Origin of the sequence: Serratia sp. K-E0102, assembly GCF_029962625.1 — a bacterium.
Taxonomy (GTDB): domain Bacteria; phylum Pseudomonadota; class Gammaproteobacteria; order Enterobacterales; family Enterobacteriaceae; genus Serratia; species Serratia sarumanii.
In genome coordinates, this window is the sequence record NZ_CP124754.1 from 2,591,601 (window position 1) to 2,618,555 (window position 26,955).

Annotated in this window: 21 protein-coding genes; 9 read left to right on the forward strand and 12 right to left on the reverse strand. The window is 62.1% G+C overall.

The genetic code is table 11. The annotated features are described in order from the left end of the window. Positions 1-96: 96 nt before the first annotated feature. Complete coding sequence (locus tag SSARUM2_RS12470; RefSeq protein ID WP_033653125.1) at positions 97-777, reverse strand: class I SAM-dependent methyltransferase; 681 nt, start codon at positions 775-777, stop codon at positions 97-99. An 85-nt stretch (positions 778-862) separates the two neighbouring features. Then, complete coding sequence (locus tag SSARUM2_RS12475) at positions 863-1,993, reverse strand: agmatine deiminase family protein (protein WP_041035167.1); 1,131 nt, start codon at positions 1,991-1,993, stop codon at positions 863-865. Positions 1,994-2,136: 143 nt separating this feature from the next. Here SSARUM2_RS12475 and SSARUM2_RS12480 point away from each other — a divergent pair, with 143 nt between their 5' ends. The 3 genes from SSARUM2_RS12480 to SSARUM2_RS12490 all read left to right on the forward strand — a co-directional run bounded on the left by SSARUM2_RS12480 (position 2,137) and on the right by SSARUM2_RS12490 (position 7,336). Next, positions 2,137-3,000 carry a LysR substrate-binding domain-containing protein gene (locus SSARUM2_RS12480; RefSeq protein WP_033634584.1) on the forward strand — a complete coding sequence of 288 codons (864 nt, stop codon included), beginning with the start codon at positions 2,137-2,139 and terminating at the stop codon, positions 2,998-3,000. Between the two features lie 161 nt (positions 3,001-3,161). Continuing rightward, entirely contained in the window at positions 3,162-4,835 is a 1,674-nt protein-coding gene (ggt, locus tag SSARUM2_RS12485) for a gamma-glutamyltransferase (protein WP_060452642.1), read from the forward strand. A gap of 206 nt (positions 4,836-5,041) precedes the next feature. Beyond that, positions 5,042-7,336 carry an FdhF/YdeP family oxidoreductase gene (locus tag SSARUM2_RS12490; protein WP_049212198.1) on the forward strand — a complete coding sequence of 765 codons (2,295 nt, stop codon included), beginning with the start codon at positions 5,042-5,044 and terminating at the stop codon, positions 7,334-7,336. A 63-nt stretch (positions 7,337-7,399) separates the two neighbouring features. On the opposite strand, the gene SSARUM2_RS12495 is transcribed toward SSARUM2_RS12490, so the two are convergent. The 3 genes from SSARUM2_RS12495 to SSARUM2_RS12505 form a co-directional block, all read right to left on the reverse strand. Continuing rightward, the gene (locus SSARUM2_RS12495) at positions 7,400-8,170 is read right to left on the reverse strand and encodes a DeoR/GlpR family DNA-binding transcription regulator (protein WP_039566063.1); all 771 of its coding nucleotides are present in this window, start codon (positions 8,168-8,170) and stop codon (positions 7,400-7,402) included. A 112-nt stretch (positions 8,171-8,282) separates the two neighbouring features. Continuing rightward, on the reverse strand, positions 8,283-9,506 hold the full coding sequence (locus tag SSARUM2_RS12500) for an FAD-dependent oxidoreductase (RefSeq protein ID WP_049233264.1): 1,224 nt from the start codon (positions 9,504-9,506) through the stop codon (positions 8,283-8,285). After that, entirely contained in the window at positions 9,496-10,899 is a 1,404-nt protein-coding gene (locus tag SSARUM2_RS12505) for an NAD(P)/FAD-dependent oxidoreductase (protein WP_039566058.1), read from the reverse strand. The genes SSARUM2_RS12500 and SSARUM2_RS12505 overlap by 11 nt, the downstream gene beginning before the upstream one ends. A gap of 257 nt (positions 10,900-11,156) precedes the next feature. Between SSARUM2_RS12505 and SSARUM2_RS12510 the strand changes: the two genes are divergently transcribed. The 3 genes from SSARUM2_RS12510 to SSARUM2_RS12520 all read left to right on the forward strand — a co-directional run bounded on the left by SSARUM2_RS12510 (position 11,157) and on the right by SSARUM2_RS12520 (position 14,295). Beyond that, positions 11,157-12,617, forward strand: a complete 1,461-nt coding sequence (locus SSARUM2_RS12510; protein WP_060452641.1) for an FGGY family carbohydrate kinase — start codon at positions 11,157-11,159, stop codon at positions 12,615-12,617. After that, entirely contained in the window at positions 12,610-13,842 is a 1,233-nt protein-coding gene (gene eutH / locus SSARUM2_RS12515) for an ethanolamine utilization protein EutH (protein ID WP_039566054.1), read from the forward strand. Before SSARUM2_RS12510 ends, eutH begins: the two co-directional genes overlap by 8 nt. 96 nt (positions 13,843-13,938) lie before the next feature. Next, a complete protein-coding gene (locus SSARUM2_RS12520) occupies positions 13,939-14,295 on the forward strand; it encodes a DUF1937 family protein (protein WP_039566053.1) in 357 nt (118 codons plus the stop codon). Positions 14,296-14,333: 38 nt separating this feature from the next. Here the strand turns inward: SSARUM2_RS12520 and SSARUM2_RS12525 are convergent, their stop codons facing one another. Continuing rightward, positions 14,334-16,259 (reverse strand): DUF3857 domain-containing protein, encoded by a 1,926-nt coding sequence (locus SSARUM2_RS12525; RefSeq protein ID WP_060438639.1) that lies wholly within the window; start codon positions 16,257-16,259, stop codon positions 14,334-14,336. 123 nt (positions 16,260-16,382) lie between these two features. After that, positions 16,383-16,952 (reverse strand): XRE family transcriptional regulator, encoded by a 570-nt coding sequence (locus SSARUM2_RS12530; protein ID WP_033634588.1) that lies wholly within the window; start codon positions 16,950-16,952, stop codon positions 16,383-16,385. A gap of 129 nt (positions 16,953-17,081) precedes the next feature. Here SSARUM2_RS12530 and SSARUM2_RS12535 point away from each other — a divergent pair, with 129 nt between their 5' ends. Continuing rightward, positions 17,082-17,975 carry a DMT family transporter gene (locus SSARUM2_RS12535; protein WP_039566050.1) on the forward strand — a complete coding sequence of 298 codons (894 nt, stop codon included), beginning with the start codon at positions 17,082-17,084 and terminating at the stop codon, positions 17,973-17,975. Positions 17,976-18,184: 209 nt separating this feature from the next. On the opposite strand, the gene SSARUM2_RS12540 is transcribed toward SSARUM2_RS12535, so the two are convergent. From SSARUM2_RS12540 to SSARUM2_RS12555, 4 genes are all read right to left on the reverse strand, one after another. Beyond that, on the reverse strand, positions 18,185-18,790 hold the full coding sequence (locus SSARUM2_RS12540) for a nitroreductase family protein (RefSeq protein WP_033632999.1): 606 nt from the start codon (positions 18,788-18,790) through the stop codon (positions 18,185-18,187). 69 nt (positions 18,791-18,859) lie between these two features. After that, positions 18,860-20,158: a cytochrome c gene (locus SSARUM2_RS12545; protein ID WP_060452640.1), complete on the reverse strand. Its 1,299-nt coding sequence runs from the start codon at positions 20,156-20,158 to the stop codon at positions 18,860-18,862. 27 nt (positions 20,159-20,185) lie between these two features. Beyond that, entirely contained in the window at positions 20,186-22,444 is a 2,259-nt protein-coding gene (locus SSARUM2_RS12550) for a molybdopterin cofactor-binding domain-containing protein (protein ID WP_060452639.1), read from the reverse strand. Further along, entirely contained in the window at positions 22,441-22,914 is a 474-nt protein-coding gene (locus tag SSARUM2_RS12555) for a (2Fe-2S)-binding protein (RefSeq protein WP_060452638.1), read from the reverse strand. Before SSARUM2_RS12555 ends, SSARUM2_RS12550 begins: the two co-directional genes overlap by 4 nt. Before the next feature lie 486 nt (positions 22,915-23,400). Between SSARUM2_RS12555 and SSARUM2_RS12560 the strand changes: the two genes are divergently transcribed. Together SSARUM2_RS12560 and SSARUM2_RS12565 are read left to right on the forward strand one after the other, a co-directional pair. Next, entirely contained in the window at positions 23,401-24,135 is a 735-nt protein-coding gene (locus SSARUM2_RS12560) for a MurR/RpiR family transcriptional regulator (protein WP_033648369.1), read from the forward strand. Between the two features lie 130 nt (positions 24,136-24,265). Continuing rightward, entirely contained in the window at positions 24,266-25,702 is a 1,437-nt protein-coding gene (locus tag SSARUM2_RS12565; protein ID WP_120150961.1) for a 6-phospho-beta-glucosidase, read from the forward strand. Positions 25,703-25,772: 70 nt separating this feature from the next. On the opposite strand, the gene SSARUM2_RS12570 is transcribed toward SSARUM2_RS12565, so the two are convergent. Further along, positions 25,773-26,951: a 4-hydroxybenzoate 3-monooxygenase gene (locus SSARUM2_RS12570; RefSeq protein ID WP_060452636.1), complete on the reverse strand. Its 1,179-nt coding sequence runs from the start codon at positions 26,949-26,951 to the stop codon at positions 25,773-25,775. Positions 26,952-26,955: the final 4 nt, after the last annotated feature.

Below are 26,955 nucleotides of genomic sequence, written 5' to 3' on the forward strand. Positions count from 1 at the left end.
TATCGCTCAGCGTGGTTTCAGCAAACTGGCGCAGCGGTTTTTAGCCAATGCAATAAAGCGTTCCACTTCAGCCGAGGGCTGCGCCACGTAGGATTTTTAGGGTTTAACCAGCCTGAACACCGTTTTGGTGTGCCAATAGTAGTCGATTGCCGCCGCGATATCCGGCATCCACCCGTCCGGCTCATAGGGCACGAAGCCGGAAAAGCCCAGCCTGCGGGCAGAGACCTGGAACCCCGCGGCGGAGAAAATGCGCGCATAGTCGGCCAGCGACCGATCCTGCACCACGGTATGGGTTTCTGCAGCCACCCGTTCACGCCACTGCGGCCACAGCGGGTTGCCGGTGTGGCAACCGGTCACCGCATAGTAAACGCCGCCCGGCTTCAGCACCCGCAGTATATCGGCAGCATGCTGGGCAATATCGTCGATCAGATAGATGACTTCATGACTGAAGGCGATATCGAAATGGTCGTCCCAGCCGTTCAGCCGCGTATCGGTTTGATAAACCACCGGCAGATGCCCTTTCAGCCGGTTGGCTTCATCGACGGACCGGCGAGCGATATCAACGCCAAGCCCCTGCTGAAATGGGCGGAGCTGGTACAGCAGGCGCAGAAAACCGCCCTGATTGCAGCCGAAATCCAGCACCTTCACGCCGGACAGTTCGTTTTCCGGTACCAGGCCGATAAGATGGCGCCAGATGGGCGCATGGCCATCGGCCATGGCCTCTTCCGCGCGCGGATCGCGATACCAGGTGGGAATGGTCGAGGGTGAATCGGTCATGATTTTCTCCTTGTGTCAGCGCTAAGCCAACCACAGCCGATCGTGACAAACAACCCGGTGCGCATTTTTTGAACATTGCGCGGTATTACCGACCGTGCCTTGGCAGTTGGCTGGTCACGCAGTGAATGCCGCCGCCGCCGGCCGCGATGGCGTCGATCTCCAACTGCACCACCTTGCGCTGCGGATAGAGCGCCGTCAGCAGCGCAAGCGCCGCCCGATCCGCCTGCGGATCGCCAAACTCCGGGGCGATCACCGCGCCGTTGATGACGAAATAGTTGATGTAGCCCGCCGCAAAATCCGGGTTGTTGCGGCTGAATCGGCTGTCGCGCGGCGCCAGCGGCGGCGAAAGCGTATGCACCTGCAGCCGGCGGCCGTCGGCGTCGGTCGCCGCCTTGAGGATCGCCAGATGTTGCTGGGTAACCGCATGGTCATAAGAGGCCGGATCGGTGTCCAGGTTGGCCACCACCACGCCCGGCCGCACGAAGCGGGCGTAAAAATCGACGTGGGCGTCGGTGATGTCCCGGCCTTTGATGCCCGGCAGCCAGATTATTTTGCGCAGGCCGAGCATCGCTTTCAGCTCCTGCTCCACCCGTTCCCGGCTCCAGCCCGGATTGCGGTTCGCATTCACCCAACTGCTCTCGGTCATGATGCCGGTGCCGTGCCCGTCTACTTCGATACCGCCGCCTTCGCCTGTCAGTGCGCTGCGGCGCAGTTGGGCGGCACCGTAGCGGTTGGCGGCAAACGCCGCCAGGCGCGCATCCCTGGCATGCCGCTGTTTATTGCCCCAGCCGTTGAAGTTGAAATCCACCGCCCCGAGTTCGCCGGCGCCGTTGACGACGAAATTGGCGCCGAAATCGCGCACCCAGATGTCATCCAGCTCGGTGACGACATAGCTGACGTTGTGACTGCCGCAGGTGGCCTCGGCCAATTGCCGTTCATTGCCGCGGCAAAATACCGTCACCGGCTGAAACTCGGCGATGGCGCGGGCGATACGCCCCTGCGCCGCCTGCACATCCGCCGTGAATTCGCCCCAGATGGCCCGCTGCGCGCCGAAGGCGAGAAACGCCCGCTGCTGCGGTTCCCCTTCGTCGGGCATCCGCCAGGCCGGATTAAGCGCAGCTTCTGCGTGACTGCGTAACGGAATGCCTAACGAGGCCGTCAAACCGACCCCGGCAACGGCGGAAAGCTGTTTAATAAACACGCGACGAGTTGACATTAAAGACCTCTTTTAATCATTTATAATTCAAAAGGTTAAACGAATAATTCACGTTTATTCGGTTGAATCTTATGCTAGTCTTCCCCTGGCACCGCGACAAACGATATATTTAGCGGATATCTGATTAGACAGGCTTATCGATAATGTTAAAACACTGGCCCCCTTTGAGCGCGCTGCGCGGTTTCGAAGCGGCGGCGCGCCTGGGCAGTTTTCATCAGGCTGCCGAAGAGCTGCACCTTACCCAGTCGGCCATCAGCCAGCAGATCCGCAGCCTCGAAGCGTTTCTGGAGCAGCCGCTGTTCTTCCGCACCGGCCGCAGCGTGGCGCTGACCGACGCCGGCCACGATCTGTTCAGCACCGCGCAGGTGATGCTGCAACAGCTGGCGGTCGGCATTCGCCGTTTGGATCAGTACCGCAAACCCAACCAGCTGATCGTCAACACCACCCCGGCTTTCGCCCGCCACTGGCTGACGCCGCGGCTGGGCGACTTCAATCGGCAGCATCCGCAGGTCGACCTGTGGCTGTTCACCAGCTTTGAACCGCCGAATATGGCGACGGACAGTATCGATCTGGCGATCCGTGACGATCTCAGCGCGCAGGCGGACTGCACCTTTAACCTGCTCTGCAGCGACCGGCTTTATCCCGCCTGCCACCCCAGCCTGCTGGCGTTGGCGGCGGAGCAGCGCGTGACCCTGCACGGCGAACGGGAGATGGACTGGAGCCACTGGACGGTGGCGGGCGGCGCGCACGTCGGCCAGCGCGACAGCGGGCTGAACTTCTCCGATCCCGGTCTGCTGCTGGACGCCGCCTGCAATGGCCTCGGCATCGCGTTGGTCAGCCAACTGCTGGCGCAGCACGCGCACGACGCCGGGCTGCTGCAACCGTTAACCGAGCAACGCGTGCGCGGCGCCAACTGGGCGTGGCTGCTGCACCGCGACAGCGAACACAACCCGCTCGCCCGCCACTTCTGCCAATGGCTGCAGTCGGCGCTGCCCGCCGGCGCATAACGCGCCACGTCACGATTCGCCACTCTGGTCAGGCGGCCCCGCCTGACCGCTGCTACCTTCAATAAAGCGCCGCAACAGCCCGAAGAAAACGCGCTAACCTGCTGTTTCAAAATAATTAGTTGAATTCACCTGATAACTGAACATCGCTAAAAGGATCGTCTATGTCTGCCGGTTTATTGAAAATGATAGCTCTGAGCGTGGCCCTGGCCTGCCCCCTTCCCGCCGCCTTTGCCGCCGATCTCACCGCCGGTGCGGTCGCCGCCCCGGATCGGTATGGCGCTAACGTCGCCGCGCAGATTCTGCGGGGCGGCGGCAATGCGGTTGACGCAGCGGTCGCCACCGCCTTTACCCTGGCGGTCACCTACCCTGAAGCCGGCAATATCGGCGGCGGCGGCTTTATGACGCTGTACGTCGACGGCAAACCCTATTTCCTCGACTACCGCGAAGTGGCGCCCAAGGCCGCCAGCAAAACTATGTATCTGAACGAGAAAGGCGAAGTGATCGAAAATCTTAGCCTGGTGGGCAGCCGCGCCGCCGGCGTGCCGGGCACCGTGCTGGGATTGTGGGAAGCGCATAAACGCTTCGGCAAGCTGCCGTGGGCCGAACTGCTGACGCCGGCGATCGGCTACGCCCGGCAAGGTTTCACCGTGGCGGATCAGCAGTATCAGTACCGTGAAGACGCCAACAAGCTGTTCGCCGGTAAAACCAACTTCGGCGACTATTTCGGCGCCATGAAGCCCGGCGCGGTGTTCAAACAGCCGGAGCTGGCGGCCACGCTCGAGCGCATCGCCAAGTCGGGCGCCGACGATTTTTATCACGGCGAAACCGCGCGCCTGCTGGTGGCGCAAATGCAGCGCGACAATGGGCTGATCGGCGCGGCGGATTTGGCCGACTATCGGGTGAAATGGCGTGAACCGATGCGCATCAGCTGGCGCGGCAACACCGTCTATACCGCCCCGCTGCCCAGCTCCGGCGGCATTGCGCTGGCGCAGCTACTGGGGATAAAAGAGGATCGCGCCGCCGATTTCAAGGGGGTGCCGCTGAACTCGGCGCGCTATATCCACCTGCTGGCGGAAATCGAAAAACGCGTGTTCGCCGATCGCGCCGACTACCTCGGCGACCCGGATTTCACTCACGTGCCGGAAGCGCAGCTGATCGCCCCCGACTACCTGAAGAAACGCGCCGCCGAGATCAACCCGACGGCGATCTCGCCGACCGAACAGGTGCGGCCGGGGCTGGAAACCCACCAAACCACCCACTTCTCGATCGTCGATGCCGCCGGCAACGCGGTCAGCAACACCTATACGCTCAACTGGGACTTCGGCAGCGGCGTGGTGGTCAAAGGCGCCGGCTTCCTGCTCAACGACGAGATGGACGACTTCAGCGCCAAACCCGGCGTCGCCAATGCCTTCGGCGTGGTGGGCAGCGACGCCAACGCCATCGAGCCGGGCAAACGCATGCTCTCCTCGATGAGTCCGACCATCATCACCCGTGACGGCGAGGTCAGCCTGGTGATCGGCACGCCGGGCGGATCGCGCATCTTCACCTCGATCTTCCAGGTGATCAACAACCTCTACGATTATCACCTGCCGCTGGCGCAGGCGGTGGCCGCCCAGCGCGTGCACCATCAGCTGTTGCCGAAGGACACCCTCTACTATGACAGCTTTGCCCCGCTGACCGGCAAACCGGCGGAAGAGCTGAAAGCCATGGGCTACACCCTCGAAGACCAAGGCTGGAACATGGGGGATATTCAGGCCATCCGCATCGATGGCCGCACGCCGGAAACCGCGTCCGATCCGCGTGGCCGCGGCGTCGGCCTGGTGGTGAACAAGTAACACCCCGGCGGCCCGCCTCCGGTTAGACGGGCCGCCGCTCTCCCCGAACAGACTGCCGCTGCCCCCTTTTTCACTCATCTATACTGAATCGACAGGCTCGCGCTTAACGGCGACGGCGCCTGGGTTCCGTTTTGGACGATAAAGATAATATTCATGATAAATCAATCACCTGTAATTATCGTAAGCGATGTCGGAGGCAAGCAACCATGGCGAAAAGACGAGCAGTACCTGGAATTCATCCTTACGATGGGCCCGCCGGCGGTTGGGGCGCGCTGAAAGCGACGGCCATCGCCGTGCGCACGCAGATGGATACCTTGGAAGCGCCGGTGACGCTGATGCGCACCAATCAACCCGACGGGTTTGATTGCCCGGGATGCGCATGGCCGGATAAAGAACATCGCTCCACCTTCCAGTTTTGCGAAAACGGCGCCAAAGCCGTGACCTGGGAAGCAACCAGCAAACGCGTGACGCCCGAATTCCTGGCGCAAAACACCGTGACGTCGCTGTTGCAGAAAACCGATTATGAGCTGGAGGATTATGGCCGCCTGACCACGCCCCTGATCTATGACGCCGGAACGGACACCCTGCGCCCGCTGGCCTGGGACGAGGCGTTTCAACGCATCGCCGCCGTGTTGCAGACGCTGCCGCCGGAGCAGGTGGAGTTTTATACCTCCGGCCGGGCGTCCAATGAGGCGGCCTACCTGTTCCAGCTGTTTGCGCGGGAATTCGGCAGCAACAACTTCCCCGATTGTTCCAATATGTGTCATGAGCCGACCAGCGTTGGCCTGCCGCAGTCCATTGGCATCGGCAAAGGCACCGTCTCGCTGGACGACTTTGACAGCGCGGAGCTGATTATCTCCATCGGGCACAATCCGGGCACCAATCACCCGCGCATGATGGGCACGCTGCATGAGCTGGCGCGCAAAAAGGTGCCGATCATCGTGTTCAACCCGCTGCGCGAACGGGCGCTCGAGCGTTTCACCGATCCGCAAAACGTCATTGAAATGGCGACCTACAGTTCGACCCCTATCGCTTCAACCTACTATCAGGTCAAAGCCGGCGGCGACGCCGCGGCGCTGAAAGGCATCGCCAAAGCGCTGCTGCAGCTGGATGAGACACAAGGCAATGCCGTGGATCACGCCTTTATTGCCGAGCACACGGAAGGATTTGCGGCTTTCGCCGCCGATCTGGCGGCCACCCGTTGGGAGGCCATCGAGGCGGAGAGCGGCCTGACGCGTCAGGATCTGGAACAGGTCGCCGCCGCCTACGCAAAATCCAACGCCACCATCGTGACTTACGGCATGGGCATTACGCAGCACAATAAAGGCACCGCCAACGTGCGCCTGATCGCCGATCTGCTGCTGCTGCGCGGCAATATCGGCAAACCGGGCGCCGGCATCTGCCCGCTGCGCGGCCACTCCAACGTGCAGGGCAACCGCACCGTCGGCATCACCGAAAAGCCCTCGGCCGATTTTTTGGCGAAGCTGGAAGCGGTGTTTGGCTTCACGCCACCCAAAGCCCACGGGCATGATGCCGTGAAGTGCATGCAGGCGATGATCGACGGCGCCTCGAAAGCGTTGATCTGCCTGGGCGGTAACTTCGCCGTGGCGCTGCCGGATCCCGAGCAGAGCTTCCCGGCGATGAAAGCGCTGGAATTAAGCGTGCATATCGGCACCAAACTCAACCGCAGCCATCTGTTGGTGGCGAAACAAACCCTCATTCTGCCCTGCCTGGGGCGCACTGAGCTGGACATGCAGGCCGGCGGGCGGCAATCGGTGACGGTGGAGGATTCGATGTCGATGGTGCATGCCTCGTCCGGCAAACTCAAACCGGCGTCGGAACTGCTGCGTTCGGAACCCGCCATCGTGGCCGGCATGGCCAAAGCGGTGATGCCCGCCAGCAAGGTGCCCTGGGATGAGCTGATCGAAGATTACGATGTGATCCGCGATCTGATCGAAAAAACCATTCCGGGCTTCGACGATTACAACGCGCGCATTCGTCAACCCGGCGGTTTCCGCATGCCGTTGCCGCCGACCGAACGCCAGTGGCCGACGGCGACGGGCAAAGCGATGTTTTCCGTGTTCAGCGGGCTGCATGAAGACGCGGCCATCGCAGAGAAAGACACGCTGCGGCTGATTACGCTGCGCAGCCACGATCAGTACAACACCACCATCTATGCCCTGGATGATCGCTACCGCGGGGTTTTCGGCCGGCGCGACGTTTTGTTCATGAATGACAGCGATCTGCAACGTTTGGGGCTGGAGCATGGCGACGTGGTCGACCTGGAAACGGCGCTGCCCGGCTGCACTCAGCGCCTGGAGGGCATCACGGTGATCGCCTACAACATCTCGGCCGGCTCGGTCGGCGCCTACTATCCGGAGGCCAACGTGCTGGTGCCGTTGCATTACATCGATGAGGAGAGCGGCACGCCTTCGTACAAATCGGTGCCAGTTCGCGTGACGCTGAGATCCAAAGAGGTGCGTGAGGTCAAGATCGCCTAGAGGAAAGCGGTTTGAAGGCCTTCTCCGGGTTGCTCGGCCCGGAGAAAGGCTGCTCATAACCCTTTATACCTGTGCGACCAACACATTGACGTTGGCCGGGAAAACCAGCCCCTCCAGCGCGTTGCCGCTGTCGGAGGTCACCAGATAATCGATCTCGGGCCATTTGGCCACCAGGGTCATCGCATGCCCGCGCAGCTTGTTTTCATCCGCCAGCACGATGCATTTGCGGCTCTGCGCAATCATTTTGCGCGCGATGGCCGCCTCATTGACGTTTTGATCCATCACCCCGGTCTGCACATTGACCGCGCCGGCGCCGATGATGGCGTAATCGGCGAAAAACGCCTCAATGTTATTCAACGCGATCGCCCCCAGGCACTCCATTTTGGAGCCGATGAACTGCCCGCCGATCAGCACCACGTCGATGGAGTCATTTTCCAGACAGACGTTGGCGATCAGCGGCGAATTGGTGATGACCGTCAGCTGATCGACGGTCGCCAGCTGCCGGGCGAACTCCAGCGTGGTGGAGCCGAAATCCACGAACACCGTATCGCCCGGCTGGATCAGCGTCACCGCTTTCTCCGCGATGGCGCGCTTCTCGGCCTCGGCGATTTTGGCCCGTTCATTGAATTCATGCTCGAATTTGAACTGGCTGCTGACCGCGCCGCCGTGGATCTTCTTGATCAGGCGATAATCTTCCAGCTTGTTCAGATCGCGCCGAATGGTTTCCTGCGAAACCTGGAATTTATCCGCCAGCTCATTCACGTAAACCCGGCCGTTGGCCTGGATCAGCGCCAGTATTTCATTGCGCCTATCCACGGAATTAGAGATATCCATTCACATTACACTCGCTGCCTTAAGTAAGAGTGACTGCCTCCGCCGGACTCGCGGCGTCAACTGACCGAATACTACGGGTTTCAGGGCGTTAGACGCAAGCCGTAGCCGTCGTTCACCCGGCGGATTCGATGCTGATGTGCAGCGCGTCACGCTCGCCGTCGGCCGGCAAAGCGATATTGCGCAGCAGGATCCGCCGTTCCGGCAGGCAGCGATGCGTTTTGCGATACAGCACTTCCTCGCCCAGCCGCACCACCACCGAACCGGACACCGCCCGCTCCACCCGCATATTGATCGTGACCGTGCTGGGTTTGCCGATCAGCGCCACGTTGGCAGGCGCGGTCAGGCGGATCCGCTCGTCGTGCCGCACCGGAAGCATTTGCCGCGCCGGCGGCAGCGTGCGCCGCAGCGAACGGGCAACGGCTTCGCCAACGCGCAGCCCTTCCTGATAACACTGGTCGCCCATGTCCGCCGGATGCAGCATGTTGCCGACGGCGAAATAGGCGGCGTCGGAACAGCGGCCGAACTGATCGGTCAGCGGGCAGCCGCTGTCCGGCCGCTGCGCCAGGTGGCTCTGGCGGATCAGCGTATACTCCCCGGTGAAGCGGCCGGTGAAGATCAGGCTGTCGCAGGCGATGCGCCGTTTCTCCCCGCGGCGGTTCTCCACCTCGATGGATTCGACCCGATCGCGGCCGGCAATATCGGTCACCCGCGAATAATAATGAATCGGCACCCCCATCAGGCGCGCATAGAGCGCGCTCAGCCGCCAGGCGACGGGTCTGCCGCCGCTTTCAATCATGGCGACGGCGCGCACGCCGGCGTTGCGCAGCGTCCACAGCGCGGAGAAACTGACCAGCTCGGTGCCGACCACCACCGGCGCCTTGCCCGGCTGCAGCCCGCGCAGATAGACGAACTGCTGCAGCGCGCCGGCGGTCAGCACGCCCTGCGGCCGCAGGCCGCTCACCAGGCGCGGATGGCGCGGCGTCTCGCGCACGCCGGTCGCCAGGATCACCCGCTGCGCTTTCAAGGTGCTGACGCCGTGGCGATCCGTGATGGTCAGCTCGCCGTCCGGCCTGATGGCGAGCACCGTCACGCCGGTGCGGATCTCCACCTGCCCGGCGCGCGCCAGTATCTTATCGACATAGGTGGAGCCGAGCATCGGCCGGTAAAACGTTTGCAGCCCGAAGGTGGGGTGCCGGCAGTGTCTTGGCACGCCGCCCGCTTGTTGCTCCCGCTCTAGGATCACCACATCCTCGATCCCCGCCTGCCGCAGCGCGGTCGCCGCGGCGATCCCGGCCGGCCCGGCGCCGACAATCGCCACCTGATACTCAGTTTTCATCAATGCTCCCTACGGCCAGCGTCTGGCCAAAACGATCGCCCACCATTTCCGCCACCCGGCTGCTGCAATAAAAACCGTTGCAGCGCCCCATCATCACGCGCGTGCGCCGCCGCAGCCCGCCGATGCACTCCGGCGGCACGGCGGAATCGAACGCCGCCTCGATTTCCCGCTGGGTCACCAGCTCGCAATGGCAAACGATGCCGCCGTTGTCCGGGCGCGCGTAATCGCGCAGCGCGTAGTCGGCAAGCATCGGCATCTGCGGCCAATGCACGGTCTGCGGCGCCGTCGGCGTGAAGCACGGCGTAAAATGGTCGCGGTAAAGCTGCTCCACATATTGCGCGATGCCGAGCGCCGCCGTCAGGCCGGTGGAACGAATGCCCGCCACGCAGATCCACTGCCGCTCGGGATAGTGCTGAATGCGATAGTGTTTCTGCTCTGTCGCCGGGCGCAATCCGGCATAGCTGGCGGTCACGCTGTAATTTGCCAGCGTGGGCAGCAGCCGTGTCCCCTGTTCGATCAGCTCGCGCATTTTGGTTTCGTCCACCGTCGCCGTCTCGCGATCCTGCTGTTCTTCGGCGGTCGGCCCCAGCAACAGATTGCCAAAGATGGTTTTCGACAGCAGCACCCCTTTGGTGATCGCCGTCGGTACCGGCAAGATGATGGCGTTGACCTGCCCGGCGGCGGCCTTGTCGAACACCAGGAACTGCCCTTTGCGCGGGCGGATTTCAAACTCGGGCTGATGGCAGAAACTTTCTACCCGGTCGCCCTGATTGCCGGCGCAGTTGATGACGATTTTGCCGTGAAACTCGCCCCGGTTGCTGGTTAGCCGCCAGCCGGTCGGCAAGCGTTCGGCGCCGGTCACCTCGGTATTGAAGCGATAGTCGCCGCCGTGTTTGACGCCCTGCGTCAGGTAAGCCAGCGGCGTGCTCCAGGGATCGATCACGCTCTCGCCCGGCACCTCTACCGCCGCCAATGCGCCGGGCGCCAGCTGCGGCTCACGGCGATACAGCTCGGCGGCGTCGATCTGCGCCACGTCCGGCACGCCGTTGTCATGCGCCTGCTGCACGATCGCGGGCAGCGCCGCCAACTGCTGCTCGTCCCAGGCCACGACCAGCGCGCCGGTGGGCAGCAGCGGCAGATTCATTCGTTCGCGAATGGCGATAAATTCTCGGTAGCCGGCCTGCATGCAGCGCAGCTCCAGGCTGCCGCTGGGCGCATCGAAGCCGGTATGCAGCAGCGCGCTGTTGGCTTTGCTGGCGCCGGACAGGATATCGCCCCCCTTTTCCAACAGCAGCGTACGGGCGCCCATCAGGCAGAATTTGCGGAATACCGCACACCCGACCACACCGCCGCCAATCACGACAATGTCCCAACCCGTTTGTTCTTCCATCATGCTGATGTCCCGTTTTGATGTGATAACCACAATAAAACCACACAATAACCGCATTTGAAATGACAAAAACAACATAACTCCCAAAAAAAAGCGGCAGAATGGGGTGATAAGCAAAAAGTATGAGGTCGATCACGCGGGGTTATTTTATCTTGTGATTTATGTTGCTTTAATGTGTGAAATTGAAGATAGATTATTAAAACAGTCACACAACCAACACCAGGCACAATAAAAAACAAAACCTATAAGAGAGCGAAGCAATGATGAATCAACGTTATGCCGCGATTGATCAGGGAACCACCGGCACCCGGGTCGTGGTGTTCGGCGAAGACGGCAGGCACCATTCGCCGGCCAGCATGCCGCACAAGCAGATCACCCCCAATCCGGGCTGGGTGGAACACGACGCCCTGGAGATTTTGGCGAATATCCGCCGCTGTCTCAGCCAGTGCGACATGGTGGACGCCATCGGTTTGGGGCATCAGGGCGAAAGCCTGCTGGCCTGGGACGCCGACAGCGGCCTGCCGCTGTACAACGCCATCGTTTGGCAAGATCAGCGCACCGAGCCGGAGATCCAGCGCCTGAAACGCGAAGGCGCCGAACCGCTGGTGATGGCGAAAACCGGCCTGCCGCTCGATACCTACTTCTCCGCCAGCAAGATGGGCTGGCTGATGAACAACGCCCCGGGGGCCAGGCAGCTGGCGCAACGCGGCCGCCTGCGGCTCGGCACCATGGACGCCTTCTTCCTGTTCCACCTGTGCGGCCGGCATCTCACCGACTATAACTCGGCCTCGCGCACCTCGTTGTTCAACATCCATACCCTGCAGTGGGACGAGGAGCTGTGCCGTTTGTTCGGCGTGCCGATCGACAGCCTGCCCGAGGTCAGAGACAACATCGGCCACTTCGGCGACGTGGCGCTCAACGGCAAGCCGGTGCCGCTGTCGGCCTGCATCGTCGACCAGTTTGCCGGCACATACGGCCACGGCTGCCATCAACCGGGGCAGATGAAGATCACCTTCGGTACCGGCGCCTTTTTACAGGCGATCACCGGGCCGCGCCCGATCGACGCCGGCGAGTCCGGCCTGTTGCCCACGCTGTGCTGGAAGCTGCCCGGCAGCGAGCCGGTGTATGGCCTGGACGGCGGCGTTTATAACGCAGCCTCCGCCATTAACTGGGCGAGAAAGATAGGCCTGTTCAACGACTTCGATGAATTCGGCGATTTTCCGGCCCAGCCGGCCATCGCGCGCGGCCTGGCCTTTGTGCCCGCGCTTTCCGGGCTGGCCTGCCCGTATTGGGATCGCTCCGCCGCCGGGGTGTGGGCCGGCCTGTCGCTGGAAACCGAACGCAAGGATCTGCTGCAGTCGATCCTCGAAGGCATCGCCATGCGTTCCGCCGAGGTGATCAACGCCATGGATAAGTTGAAACCGATCGGCGACAGCATTTCGGTGGACGGCGGTCTGTCCGCCAACCGCTATTTCACGCAGTTCCTCGCCAACCTGATCCAAAAGCGCATCGTCACGCCCGCCAACAAAGAGATCACCGCTCAGGGCGTGGCGCAGTTGGCGCGTAAAGGGCTGGGTATGGAACAGCCGCTCAAGGTGCTCAACCGCTATGAAGTGACGGAGCCCGCCGAGGTCGATATGGCGGTCTGGTTCGCCCGCTATCAGGAAATCATCGCGCGCTCGCGCGGCTTACGTTCATCGCAGGAGGAGCACCATGGCTGAGTTCGGTAATTTCATCATCTATATCATCATGGCCGGCACCCTGATCGGCGCGCTGGCGTCGATCGTCAAACCGGAAGGTGAACTGGGGCGCGAGTTCGTCAACGGCATTCACGCCATCGGCCCGGTGTTTCTCGCCCAGGCGGGTATCATGGCGGCGATCCCGATCATCTCTTACCTGATCATGCACAGCATCGGCCCCTTCTTCTCGGCGCTGGGCTCCGACGCCTCAATCGCGGCGCTGGCGGTGATCGCCGTGGACATGGGCGGCTATCAGTTGGCCGACGCCATCGCCGCCAACCGCGACATGTGGATCGTCGCCATGCTGGTGGGATACACCTCCGGCGCCAGCATCGTGTACCTGATCCCGGTCGGGCTTATCATGCTGAACCGCGACGACCATAAATATCTGGCGCTGGGCGCGATGGCGGGCCTGATCAGCATTCCGTTCGCCGTGCTGATCGCCCTGGTGACCATCACCTTCAACAACCTGCCGGTCAGGGAGATCATTTCCACCACCTCGCCCGCCGCGCACTACCTGCAGCTGGACTTCCTGCAGGCGCTGCGGCTGCTGTCGCCGCTGTTCGTCCTGTGTTTCCTGCTGGCGCTGGGCCTGAAGCTGCGGCCGGCGGCCATGGTGAAGGGGTTCCTGATCTTCGGCAAGGCGGCGGACGCCTTTATCAAACTGGTGCTGGCGCTGTGCATCATCGAGCATTTCACCGGCGTGTTTAAAAAGGTGTTCGGCGGCTGGGTATTCGATCCGTTATTCGCCGACAAAGACGAATTATTCCGCGCCATCGAGATTGCCGGTTACATCGGCATTATGTTGGCGGGCACATTCCCCATTTGTTATTTGTTCCAGCGCTATTGCCGCAAGCCGATGCATTTCATCGGCAAAAAACTCGGCTTATCAGATACCGGCGCGCTGGGCTTTATTATGGTGTTGGCCAATATCATCGCGGTTTATCACCTGTTCAAAGGCATGCGGGCGCGCGATAAGGTGCTGTGCGTCGCCTTCGGCATCTGTGCGCAGGCCACGTTGGGCGATCACCTGGCGTTTACCGCCAACTTCCAACCTTCGCTGGTACTGCCGATCATGATGGGTAAATTCCTCGGCGGCATGATTGCCGTGCTGATCGCCATCAAGATTTCGGTGCCGGAAGCCGAATTGCTGGAAAAAGAACAGACGCAAAGGCAAGCGACGGCCATCGCCGCCGCCGCTCGCTGAATTTATCCCTGCACCATAAAAAATAAACGGGGCGCCGCCTCACGGGAAGCTGCGCCCTTTTTTCCCACGTTCTAGTTATTGAGAGAGTAAACGGTAATGAGAAAGATATTTTTGGCCTGCCCCTACAGCCACGCCGACGCCAACGTCGTGCAGCAACGCTTTATCGCCTGCAACGAGGTCGCCGCCGCTATCGTGCGTGCCGGCAGCGCCGTTTTTAGCCAGGTCAGCATGTCGCATCCGATCAACCTGTGTTTGCAAGAGCTCGACAAAACCGCCATCGGCAGGCTGTGGGCGCCGATCGACGCCCTGTTCATGGCGGCGATGGATGAGTTGATCGTGCTCGATTTGCCGGGTTGGCAGGAGAGCGGCGGCATCAAGCGCGAGATGGACTATTTCGCCGCACGCGGTTGCCGCGTCAGCCTGTGGTCCGAGGTCGCGGGCGAGTTCAACTGAGGCGTGCGCCCCGCCGCCGAACGCGACGGGGCATCGGCTTACTTGCCGGTGGCCAATTCGCCGTACACCACCTGGCCGCGGAAACCGCGCCGCACCTGCTGGAACAGCTCGCGGAACGCCGGGTAATCCTGCGCCTGGCACAGCGCCTCCTTGCCGCGGATGGCGTTCACCTGCAGCTGATGATTGACGATCACCTGCTGCCCGTCGCGCCGCCACGCCACGCGATAGTCGCCCGCCGCATTGCGGAACTGCCTGTCTTGCGGGATGGCGATGATCGGCACGTTGGCCGGCAGCTGCAGACGGTAGGTTTCGTCGTAGCGCTGCGCGCTGCAGTAGAACGGCGTTTCGTTGCCCGGCGCCGCCGTGGTGGTATACAGCGTGCGGAACGATTTGCCGCCGGGCGGATTGGGCAGCGTCATGCCACCCACCACGCCGAAATCGACGTAGTCGTCCGCCTTGAAGCGGAAGCGGTAACCGAACTGTTTTTTGAGATCCAGCGGATCGCTGTTCATCGCCACCTCGCCGCTGCCGTCGATGCCGGAGGCGGACATGATCGACGCTTCGGCCTGCGCCCGGTTCTGCCGGTTGATCTGCGAGAAGTAGCCCCGCAGGTCAATCTCTTCCACTTCGCTCAGCCGACGCTCGGTTTGCCCGTGCAGATTACCCGCTTTGTCGAACACGAAATCGACGCTCAGCGCGCTCTTGACCGGCTGCTCGTCGCTGCCCGGCGTACGCGCCAGTTTGGCGTCGCGCGTCAGCAGCACCGGCGCCCCCAGATCGCCTTCCGGCAGTTGCCCGAAGCGCGCCCACGGATTGGTGGAATCCAGGTACAGTTTGAATTCCGGCACGTAGGTGATGGCGTGATTAAAGCGGCTGAGCAGCGGCACTTTAGGCAGTATCGGGCCTTCGTCCATGCCGATCAGCACCGGCGAGCTTGCAATGCCTTTGGCGGCGAGCAGCGCCTCCAGGATCACCACGTGATCCTTGCAGTCGCCGTAGTGGTTGTCGAGAATGCTCTGCGCCGAATTCGGCTCCAGCCCGCCGTTGCCCAGATACACCGCCACGTAACGAATGTTTTGCGCCACCCAGCGATAGAGGGCCTCCGCCTGCTCGCGCCGATCGCTGATGCCGGCGGTGATGTTGTCCGCCAACGCCTGGATGCCCGGCGTCACCTGCGCCGCCGCGCCGGCCTTCAGCTGGTAGGCCTTGGCCAACTGCGGCCACTCGCGGTAGGTGCTGGCCATGATGGTCGGGCTGAAGGTCCAGCTGTCCGCCGCCCAGTTTTGCGATTTCATCGGCGCGCTGCGTGAATAATGCCAGCGCCAGTGCGCCTGCCCGTCGCGGATCTGCGGCTTGTCTCCGCCCGCCACGCCGCGCGTGAAAATATGCATCGGCAGCTTGGCGGGCGCCTGCAGGGTCACTTCGGCATCGTCGAACTGATCGAAAACGCTGAACGTCTCCCACAGGCCGAAATAGTCGGGGAAATACGGCGTGTTTTGCGTGCGGCGCAGCTCATACACCACGCGCGATCCCGGCGCCAGGTTGGAGAACACGATGACGCGCACTTTACGGTCGGCATACAGCGGCGCCGTGGCGCTGGAATAGCTTTCCTGGGTATAGATGCGATCGGGCGCCACGTCGTGGCGCTGGCCGTCGGCGGTCAGCGTGTAGGCGGCGACCACCTCCAGCGTTTCCATTTTTTCGCTGTAGCTCAGGCGGATCTGGCTGAATTTCTCGACCGCCGCCTTGGTCTTCAGCAGCACTTCGTAGCTTTCCGTCTTCACGTTGGTGGCGTTGGCGTTGACGCGGTAATCCGCGCGATAGCGTACGAAGCTGAAATCGTTGTTGGCCGTGTCGTTCTGGCCCTGATCCGCCGCGGCGTGCGGTGCGACGGCCAACACGGTGGCCGGGTGCGTCGCCGTCAAACCGGCGAATAACAGCAGGGAAGGAATAGCGATTTTCATCTTCGGTCCTTGAAGGGCAATAAACAGCGACGCCGGGCTACGCGCCCGTCCCGGCGTCAAAACAGGCGGGCACACTAATATAATTGAGAATCATTTTCAATAAACGAACCGTCAACGCCCAGGTTAGCCCTGTTCGATCAGCATCACGGCGGTGGTCTCCGGCTCCAGCGCTTCGAAAACGTGCTCGCGATCGGCGGAATAGCTGATGTAATCGCCGGCGCTCAGCTCCTGCGGTTGGTCTGCCGGCCCCAGGCGCGCGCGCCCGCTGCTGATAATCACATGCTCGACGGTGCCGGGAGGATGCGGCCGGGAAAGCTTGGCTTCTCCGGGCTGCACCCGCAGCCGGTAAATGTCGCGCTGCGCCCCCGGCGGGCAGGTGGCCAGCAGCGTGGCGGCGTAGTTGCCCTGCTCCGACAGCGCCGGCGTACCCTCATGGGCGCGGATCACCTGCACCTGCCTGCTCGGTTGTGAAATCAGCCGGCTGACCGGCACATCCAGCGCCATCGCCAGCGCCCATAGCGTTTCCAGGCTGGGATTGCCACTGCCGGCTTCCAGCTGCGACAGCGTGGACTTGGCGATGCCCGCGCGCTTCGCCAGTTCGGTGACGGACAGGTTCACTCGCTCCCGCTCGCGGCGGATCGCCGCCGACAAGAGGCCGATCGGCGTGATGTTCTGCATTAGGCTATCGCTCATTGTTCGCTATACCATCCATTTGTTCGACTTGACGAACACTCGTATTCATGTTCATCATAATGTTCGATTGTTCATTTTAATGATTGCACCGCTTTGCCGCAAGTGCGGGCAGGCGACGAGGGAAACCACATGAAAACGAAAACGCGCGGCGCAGTGCAAATGATCCTCGCCATGACCATCTCCGGCACCGTGGGGTGGCCGGTGCTCGTTTTAGGGCAGCCGCCCGCGACGGTGGTGTTTTGGCGCTGCGCGTTCGGCGCGCTGGCCATGCTGGCGACCTGCGCCGCACTCGGTCAGCTGAAATCAGGCGCGATCAACCGGCGCCAGCTGAGCTTCGCCATTCTGGGGGGAATCGCCCTGGTGCTCAACTGGACGCTGCTGTTTGCCGCCTATGCGCATGCCTCGATCGCGGTCGCCACCGTTACCTACCACGTTCAGCCGTTCATGTTGGTGGCGCTGGGGGCGCTGCTGTTCGGCGAAAAACTGACGGCTAATCGGCTGGGCTGGCTTCTGCTGGCGTTCGCGGGAATGGTGTTGATCGTCACTGGCCGGCAAAACGGCGGCGGCGATGACTATCTGCTCGGCGTGGCGCTGGCGCTGGGCGCGGCCCTGATGTACGCCATTGCGGCGGCGATCGTCAAACAGCTGGCCGCGCTGCCGCCGCAGCTGATCGTGTTGATTCAGCTGACCGTCGGCGCGCTGGTGATGGCGCCGTTCGCCGGCCTGGCCACGCCACCTGCGGCCCCGATCGACTGGCTGCTGCTGGCGACCCTCGGCCTGGTGCATACCGGCTTGATGTCCACGCTGCTGTACGGCGCCATTCAGAAGATCCCCACCTCTCTGGTCGGCGCCCTGTCGTTCATCTACCCGGCGGTGGCGATCGTGGTGGACTGGGCGGCGTTCGGCCACCGCCTCAGTCTGTTACAGCTGCTGGGCACGCTGGCGATCCTGGGCGCCGCGGCGGGCATGAACTTCGGCTGGCGGCTCTCGCCGGTCGCCCGGCGGGCTGATAAAACCGGTTAATCCCGTCCGGCGGGCAAGCTATGCACAATAAGGCATTCGTCTTGCGACCGGCGCGGTGTTATTTATTTACACCGTGTAGGGTAGAAGGAGTTGGCCATGTGGCATCACCGCCTGCAACGGCGCATCCGTTTCAGCTACTGGAACGAACTGTGCGTCGCAAAAAAATAAGGGAAGGCGCAAGCCTTCCCTTTTGTCATTCACCGCTCAGCTCAGAAACGATCGGTTTTCACCACCTCGTCGAACGGCAGTTTGCCGATGCGCGGATAAGGCTGCCCCGCCGCCTTGCCGATGGCGACCATCAGCGCGATCTGATAGTGCGCCGGTTTGTTGATGATCTCGCCCACGGCGTCGAAATCAAACCCGTCCATCGGGCAAGAGTCGTAGCCCTGCGCCTTGGCCGCCAGCATCAGCGTCTGGGCAAAGATGCCGCTGCTGCGCATCACTTCGTCGCGCTGCACCTGCGGCTTACCGCGATAATACTGATCGACGGCCGGGATCATGAACTGCTGTACCGGCTCCGCCGCCTCGGCCCAGACGTTTTTTACCTGTGACTCCCAGCTCGACAGATCGCCGCACAGCACGACCAGCATCGACGCGTCGGTGACCTGTGCCTGCCCCCACGCCGCTTCGCGAATTTTCTCGCGCTGGGCGCGATCTTCGATCAGCAGCGGGCGCCAGTGCTGCAGGTTAAAAGCGCTGGGTGCGCCCTGCAGCGCGATAGTCAGCAACGCTTTTTTCTCTTCGAGCGTCATCACGTGCTGCGCATCAAACTGTTTGGTGGCGCGGCGCTGGCGGATTGCGTCTAACGTATTCATTTTACTGCCCCTGTCCATGTGAAAGATCCTATTGTCGCCAACGCGACGCGGCTGTCCAGCCCCCGACGGCTATTTCTGCGCGGTTTCGGCGCGCAAACGGCTGACCTGCGCGGTCAGATCGGGCCACGGCGCCTGACCGGCGTAGTGCTGCCGCAGATAGTTGAGCAGGATGGCGATCTGCGCGTCATCCAGGTTATGGCGGAAGCCCGGCATATAGCCCAGTTCGGCGTTCGCCGGCCGCTGTATGCCATCCAGCACCACGCGAATGGCGTTGTCCGGCGCCTCGGCGAACAGGTTGGTGTTCAGCGCCAGAGAAGGCCGCACCCCCGCCATCGGCGCGCCCTTTTCCTGCGCATGACAAGCCATGCAGGCGCCGGAAAACAGCCGCGCGCCTTGCGAGCTCAGGGGCTCGACCTGCCGCTCCGCCTTAGCGTTCAACGTGGCCGCCGTCGCGCCCGCCGCCGTTTCAGGATGATAGCTGCGCAGATAGACGGCGATCGCCTGCAGATCCGCCTGCGGCAAGCGGGACAACCCTTCTTCGATCACCGGCGCCATCGGGCCGGCGGCCACGCCGTGGTTGGCCGAGTAGCCGGTACGCATGAAATCGACCAGATCCTGCTGCGTCCAATCGAGCGGCGCGGGCGAGCGGCCGGTCAACGCCGGCGCCGTCCAGCCTTCCGCCACGCCGCCGGCCAGGTGGTCGCTACCGGTTTTCTCGCCGAACAACACGTTGCGCGGCGAGTGGCAGGCGCTGCAGTGCCCCAGCCCTTCGGCCAGATAAGCGCCGCGGTTCCAGGCGGCGCTTTGGGCCGGGTTTTCCTGCATCGCGCCCGGCGTCAGGAACAGCAGGTTCCAGGCGAAGATGCCCTGGCGGATATTGAACGGAAAGTACAGATCGGTGACCGGCGGCCGATAGTTGACCGGCGGTTGCGACATCAGGTAGGCGTACAGCGCCTGCAGATCGTCGTCACTCGTGCGGGTAAAGGCGGTATAGGGAAACGCCGGATAAAGGTAGCGGCCCTGGCGATCGACGCCGTGGCGCATGGCGCGTTCAAACGCCGCGTAGCTCCAGCTGCCGATGCCGGTTTCCACGTCCGGCGTGATGTTGGTGGTGTAAATGGTGCCGAAGGGGATCGCCATCGCCAGCCCGCCGGCGTTGCGCTCGCCGCCCGAACGGGTGTGGCACACCGCGCAATCGCCGAGATCGGCCAGCGTTTTGCCGCGCGCAATCTGCGCCTCGCTAAAACTGTGCGTCGCGTCGGCGGCGAGCGGCGCGATTTCCGGTTGCCAACTGGCGACAACGCCGGCCACCACCACGGCGAGCACCGTAACCCCGCCCCACCCGGCGATCTTTTTCATCTTACTCATCTTTGCTGTCCTTGTTCGTGACGGGGATTAATGGCCGGCCTGGGCGCGCAGCGCGGCAAGCACCCGCGCCGGCGTAAACGGCACCTCGCGCAGCCGCACGCCGAGCGCGTCAAACAGCGCGTTGCCGATCGCCGCCGCACTCGGCACCGAGGCGGATTCTCCGGCGCCCATCGGCGCTTCCTCCGGGCGATCGATCAGCTGGATATCGATCTGCGGCAGCTCGTCGAAACGCAGGATCGGATAGCCGCCCCAGTCCAATGACGTCACCCCCGTCTTGTTGAAGGTCACGAACTCTTTCAGCACCCGGCTGGCGGACTGGATGACGTTGCCGTGCACCTGATGGCGCACCCCGGCCGGGTTGATCATGCGGCCGCAGTCATGCGCCACGAAGATTTTATCGAGCGTGATCTGCCCGGAGCGGCGGTTGACGCTGAGATCGCACACCCAGACCGCCCAGGCGGCGCCGAAGCCGGGGAATTTGCTGTGAAAATAGCGCGCATAGGCGAAGCCGCGGCCGCTCACCACTTCGGCGCCGGCGGCGCGCGAGCGGTGCGCCGGGCCGTCTTGCCAGTTCGCCTGCCGTTTCAGCGCTTCAATCAACGCCACCGCGCGCGGATCGTTCAGATAGCGCAAACGAAACGCGATCGGATCCTCGCCGGCGCGCCAGGCCAGCTCGTCGATCCAGGACTCATGGGCGAACACGTTGGGCAGCGCCGAAACGCCGCGCATCCACGAAGCCCGCACGATCGGCGCGGCGTCCTGACAGACCACCCGCATGTGCGGATACTCGTATTGCGGAATGGCGGTGCGATCGCCCATTTGCTGCACGTCGCCCCGGTTGGCCACTTTGCCGGTCAACACCAGCGGCAAGGTCACGGCATTGTTGGAGGGGTAGCTGGTTTTCAATTCGTAGGCCGCCACCCGGTTTTGCGCGTCGAGGCCACCGCGCACCCGAATCAGCTGGCCGGTGCCCTTCGGCTCCCAGCCGGATTCCTGTTCGCGCATCAGCTGCACGCGCACCGGCCGGCCGGTGGCCCGCGCCAGCAGCGCCGCGTCCGCCGAGACGTCGTCGGCGCAGTTGCGGCCATAGCAGCCGGAGGCCTCCATGCGGGTGATGTGCACCTGCCCAGGCGGCAGCTCGAGCAGCCTGGCGATGTCTTTGCGCAGATCGTGCGGGTTTTGCGTGCCGGACCACACCTGCGCCCGCCCGTCTTTGACTTCCGCCACCGCGCAGGAAGGGCCGATCGAGGCGTGCTGATGGTAAGGCCAGACATAGTCGGCCTGCACTGCGGTATGCAGCGCCGCCAGCGCGGCATCAGTGCCCGCGTCGTCGCGCAGCACGCGGTCGGTTTTCGGATTGGCCTCCAGCGCGGCGGGCAGCGCTTCCGGCGACAGATCCGGCAACCCGGCCCAGGGTTTCCATTCGGTTTTCAGTTGGCGCATGGCGGCGATCGCCTGCTCCTCGCGCTCGGCCACGATGCCGATGAAATCGTTGATCACCACCAGTTTCACGATGCCCGGCAGGTGCGCGATCGAGCTTTCATCCACCGACAGCAGGCCGCCGCCCAACGGCGCGCTGCTGTCGGCGCCTACGTATGGCGGGCGCACCACGCGGCCATGCAGCATGCCGGGCAAGCGCAGGTCGTGGACGTAGGTCAGCCCACCGCTGACCTTGGCCGGAATATCGACCCGGGGCACGGCGCGACCCACATAGTGGTTCTGCCGTTCGCTGTTCAGCTGCACGTTTTTATCCAGCATCACGTGCAGATTTTGCCCGCTCGCCAGCTGCGCATAGCTCAGCGATCGCCCTGGGTTCCTGGTCACAAATACCTGCCCCGCCGCCGCCGTCAGCTGTTCGGCCGGCAGTTCGAAGGCTTTGGCCGCCAGCGCCGTCAGCATCTGTCGCACCTGCGCCGCCGCCTGCCGCAGCGGCACTGAGGTCACCTGAAGGGTGGCGCTGGCGATGGTCGGCCCCTGATCCGGCGTGCGTTGCGTATCGCCAAGGATCATCGTGACGTGATCAAACGGCACGCAAATTTCATCGGCGACGATCTGCGCCAGCGCGGTGCGAATGCCGGTGCCCAGATCGACGTGGCCGTTGAACGCCGTCACCCGGCCGTCGGCGCTGAGGCTGATAAAGCTGTCTACCCGATCCAGCGGCAGATCGACGGGCGATGTCACCGCATCGGCGGCGAAGGCGCTCAATGGCGCAGGCAGCAAGCTGCTGACCATCACCACACCGCCGGCCTGCAGCAGCTGGCGGCGGGTCAGTTCGAGGCGGCTCATGCTTGCCTCCGCGCGGCCAGCAGATCGCGGGCGCGCTCGGCGGCGTGCAAGATCTCGATATGCGTGCCGCAGCGGCACAGGTTGTAGGCCAATTCTTTCTTGATGGTTTGTTCGTCAGCCTGCGGCTCGCGTTCGAACAGCGCGACCAGCGTCATGATCATGCCGTTGGCGCAGTAACCGCACTGCGCCGCCTGCTCATCAATAAACCCTTGCTGTACCGGATGCGGCGCTTCCGCGGTGCCCAGGCCTTCCAGCGTGGTGACGGACTTGTTTCCTACGGCGGACAGCGGCATTGAGCAGGAGCGTGCGGCGACGCCGTCGATCAGCACCGTGCAGGCGCCGCACTCCCCCAGGCCGCAGCCGTATTTGGGGCCGTTCAATTGCAGATCGTTGCGTAAAACATACAGCAGCGAGGTTTCGGGCGAGATATCGCCGAGTGGAACCACCCGGCCATTAACATTGATTTCCATGGTGAAACTATCCCTTAAACAAACGGATTTAATCCGTAACATCACTGCGACGAATAATTGCGCAGCGTGCTAATAATTATCATAAAAAGACTTGATAATGTTAAGGGAATGTAGCCGTCATGGCTTTAACGAAAAGTGGGTATTTTCTATAAATTTCCTATAGATAAGCCCGGTTTTATGATTGCGCGCCGCGATTATTGGCGTTCGCCAACGCGGCCTCGGCGCCATAACTTTGCCGATCTTTCACTTTAGAAAGCAGAAACCGGCATTTTGCCGCCGGGATCCGCTGACTTATGCTAACCCGGTGTGATGAAACGCGTTTTCATGGCATGTCTTCCGGAACGTTTTGCTTTATTTGTTCGTCGTGAACCCTGGGCCGCGCCTGACTGGTGCGGCTTTTCTTTTTGCCCGGCAGTGCCAGCGGCGGTGAATTTTGCTATGTTAAGCCGCAGATAAGCTTCCCGTTTTCAGCCGCCGGACCGACTCATGTTTACCCATAAAGCAATCGCCGAGCTCAACGCCCTGGAGCTGATGGTTTATAACTACGTCAGCAAACACAAGAATCAAGTGATGTACATGACCATCCGCGAGCTGGCCGAGGCCGCCGGCGTGTCCACCACTACCGTGCTGCGGTTTTGCAAGAAAATGGGCTGTGACGGCTATTCGGAATTTCGCATCCGTTTCAAGCTGTATCTCGAACAGAGCGATGCGCCGCCGGTCGATTCCGGCATCGGCGAAATCCTCAGCTTTTTTAAAAGCGTCAGCAACGATGAGTTTAATCAGCTGATCGATCAGGCGGTGCAGCATATCGCCGCCGCCGAGCGAATTATTTTCGTCGGCATCAGCACCTCAGGCGCATTGGGGAAATATGGCGCGCGTTTTTTTTCCAACGTCGGGAAATTCAGCACCCACATCGACGATCCTTATTATCCGGTCAACAGCGACATGTATAAAAACGCGGTGGCGATCGTGCTGTCGGTTACCGGCGAAACCGAAGAGATCCTGCGGCTGGCCAGCCAGTTCAGCCTGCATCACTGCAAGATCATCAGCATTACCAACAACGAAACCTCTTCGCTGGCGCGGCTGGCGGACTTCAACCTCTCCTACCACGTTCCGCAGCATTTGATCGGCGGGCATCACAATATCACCACGCAGATCCCCGTGCTTTACATTATTGAAACCATCGGCAAACGGCTTGGGCATATTAATTCGGCCAAATAAAACAGGCTGTTTTTTTATTGTGACAAATCACTTTCCACGGTGATTTGTTATATCGTGACATTTCTTTCGCTCTTGCTACTCTATTCTCAACGCAGCGTTATTACCCTTCATTAAATAAACCGATGAGACATTGACGATGAAACAGTTGCCGAAGGATTTTCTGTGGGGGGGCGCGGTCGCCGCGCACCAGGTTGAAGGCGGTTGGGCTCGGGGCGGCAAAGGGCCCAGCATCGCCGACGTGCTGTCCGGCGGCTCGCACGGCGTGGATCGCGTGATGACCGACGGCGTGCTCGACGGCTATCGCTACCCCAACCACGAAGCGGTGGATTTCTACGGCCGCTATAAGCAGGACGTGGCGCTGTTCGCCGAGATGGGCTTCAAATGCTTCCGCACCTCCATCGCCTGGACGCGCATCTTCCCGAACGGCGACGAAGCGGCGCCGAACGAAGCCGGTCTGCAGTTTTACGACGACCTGTTCGACGAACTGCTGAAATACGGCATCCAGCCGGTGATCACCCTGTCGCACTTCGAAATGCCTTACCATCTGGTGAAAGCCTACGGCGGCTGGAAAAATCGCCGGGTGGTGGAGTTCTTCGTGCGCTTTAGCGAGGTGGTGATGCGCCGCTACCGCGAAAAAGTGAAGTACTGGATGACCTTCAACGAGATCAACAACCAGAGCAACTACCGTTATCCGCTGTTCGGCTACTGCTGCTCCGGCGTGGATTACACCCGGGAAGACAACCCGGAACAGGCGCTGTATCAGGTGCTGCACCACCAGTTCGTCGCCAGCGCGCAGGTGGTCAAACTCGGCCATCAGATCAATCCGGAATTCAAGATCGGCTGCATGCTGGCCTGCGTGCCGTTCTACCCGTACTCCTGCAAGCCGGACGACGTGATGTACGCCGTGGAAGCGATGCACCAACGCTATCTGTATACCGACGTGCAGATGCGCGGCTACTACCCAAGCTACCTGCTGCGCGATTGGGAACGCAAAGGGCTGAAGATCGAGATGCAGCCGCAGGACGCGCAGATCCTGCGCGAGGGCTGCACCGACTACATCGGCTTCAGCTATTACATGAGCAACGCCCTGCAGGCTAACGCGGTGGACGGCAGCGACGGCATGTTCGGCTTCCCGGGCAACGTGCCGAACCCGCACGTCAAGGCCTCCGACTGGGGCTGGCAGATCGATCCGGTCGGGCTGCGCTATTCGCTGAACGTGCTGTATGAGCGCTATCAGAAGCCGCTGTTTATCGTGGAGAACGGCTTCGGCGCCTTCGACAAGGTGGAAGCGGACGGCCGGATCAACGATGACTACCGCATCGACTATCTGCGCGCCCATATCGAAGAGATGAAAAAAGCGGTGATTGAAGACGGCGTAGACCTGATCGGCTACACGCCGTGGGGCTGCATCGACTGCGTGTCGTTCACCACCGGCGAGTACAGCAAACGCTACGGCTTCATCTACGTCGACAAACACGACGACGGCACCGGCACGCTCGAACGTTCGCGCAAGAAGAGCTTCGACTGGTACCGCCGGGTGATCGCCAGCAACGGCGAACAGCTGTAACCGCACGCAGGCAATCAGGGGACCCTGCTCGCCGCACGCCGCCCATGCCTCACGGCATGGGCATTTTCGCTTATAGTGCCGGGAATGGCGCCCCGACATAATTCTCCGCCAGCATCGTCATGGCGCTGCGCGATTTCACCGTGTATTGCAATTCTGACAGTTGCAGCCGATGCTCGAAAGGCGTGTCGTCCCGACGAGTATGCAGCATGTGGGTCATCCACCAGGAAAAATGCTCTGCGCGCCAGACCCGCTGCAAAGCGGTGTCGCTGTACTCGTCCAGCCGTTGCCAGTCGCCTCGCCGGTAAAACGTTTCCAGCGCCTGGGACAACAGGCAGACATCGGCCATCGCCAGATTCAGCCCTTTGGCGCCGGTCGGCGGCACGATATGCGCCGCGTCGCCCGCCAGCAGCAGGCGTCTGTAGCGCATCGGTTCTGTAACGAAGCTGCGCATGCCGACCACGTTTTTCTGGAAGATACGGCCCTTTTTCAGCGCCCAGCCTTCATGGTTTTCCAGCCGCTGTTCCAGTTCGTGCCAGATGCGGTCGTCCGACCATTGATCGACCTGTTCCGCCGGATCGCACTGAAAATACATGCGCTGTACGCCGGCCGAACGGGTGCTGATCAGCGCAAAGCCGCGCGGATGGCAGGCGTAGATCAGCTCATCGCTGGAGGGCGGCGCTTCGACCAGAATGCCGAACCAGCCGAACGGATAGATGCGGGTGTAATCCTGCCGCATCCCGCCGGGCATCGCCGCGCGGCTGATGCCGTGGAATCCGTCGCATCCGATGACGAAGTCGCAGCGGAGCCGGCGCGGCTGGTCTGCGTGACGGTAGTGAACCTCGGGCTGCGCGCTGTCCAGCGCCTTCAATTCAACCTGCTCCACCTTGAAAAACAGTTGCCCCTGCGCCGCCACACGCGCGGCGATCAGGTCTTTCAAGACTTCGTGCTGGGCATAAACGGTGACGGCGCGGTCGGTCAATCCCGCCAGATCGATGCGGTGCTGACGGCCACCGAATGCCAGCCGGATCCCCTGATGCCGCGCCCCTTCCCGCCGCATCCGCTCTCCCAATCCGACCTGGTTGAGCAGATCGACCGTCCCTTGTTCGAGCACCCCGGCGCGAATGGTCGATTCCACCGCCGCCCGGCTGCGCGTTTCCAACACCACCGATTCCACGCCATGCAGATGCAGCAGATGAGACAACATCAAGCCGGCCGGGCCGGCGCCGATTATCGCAACCTGTGTGCGCATAGTA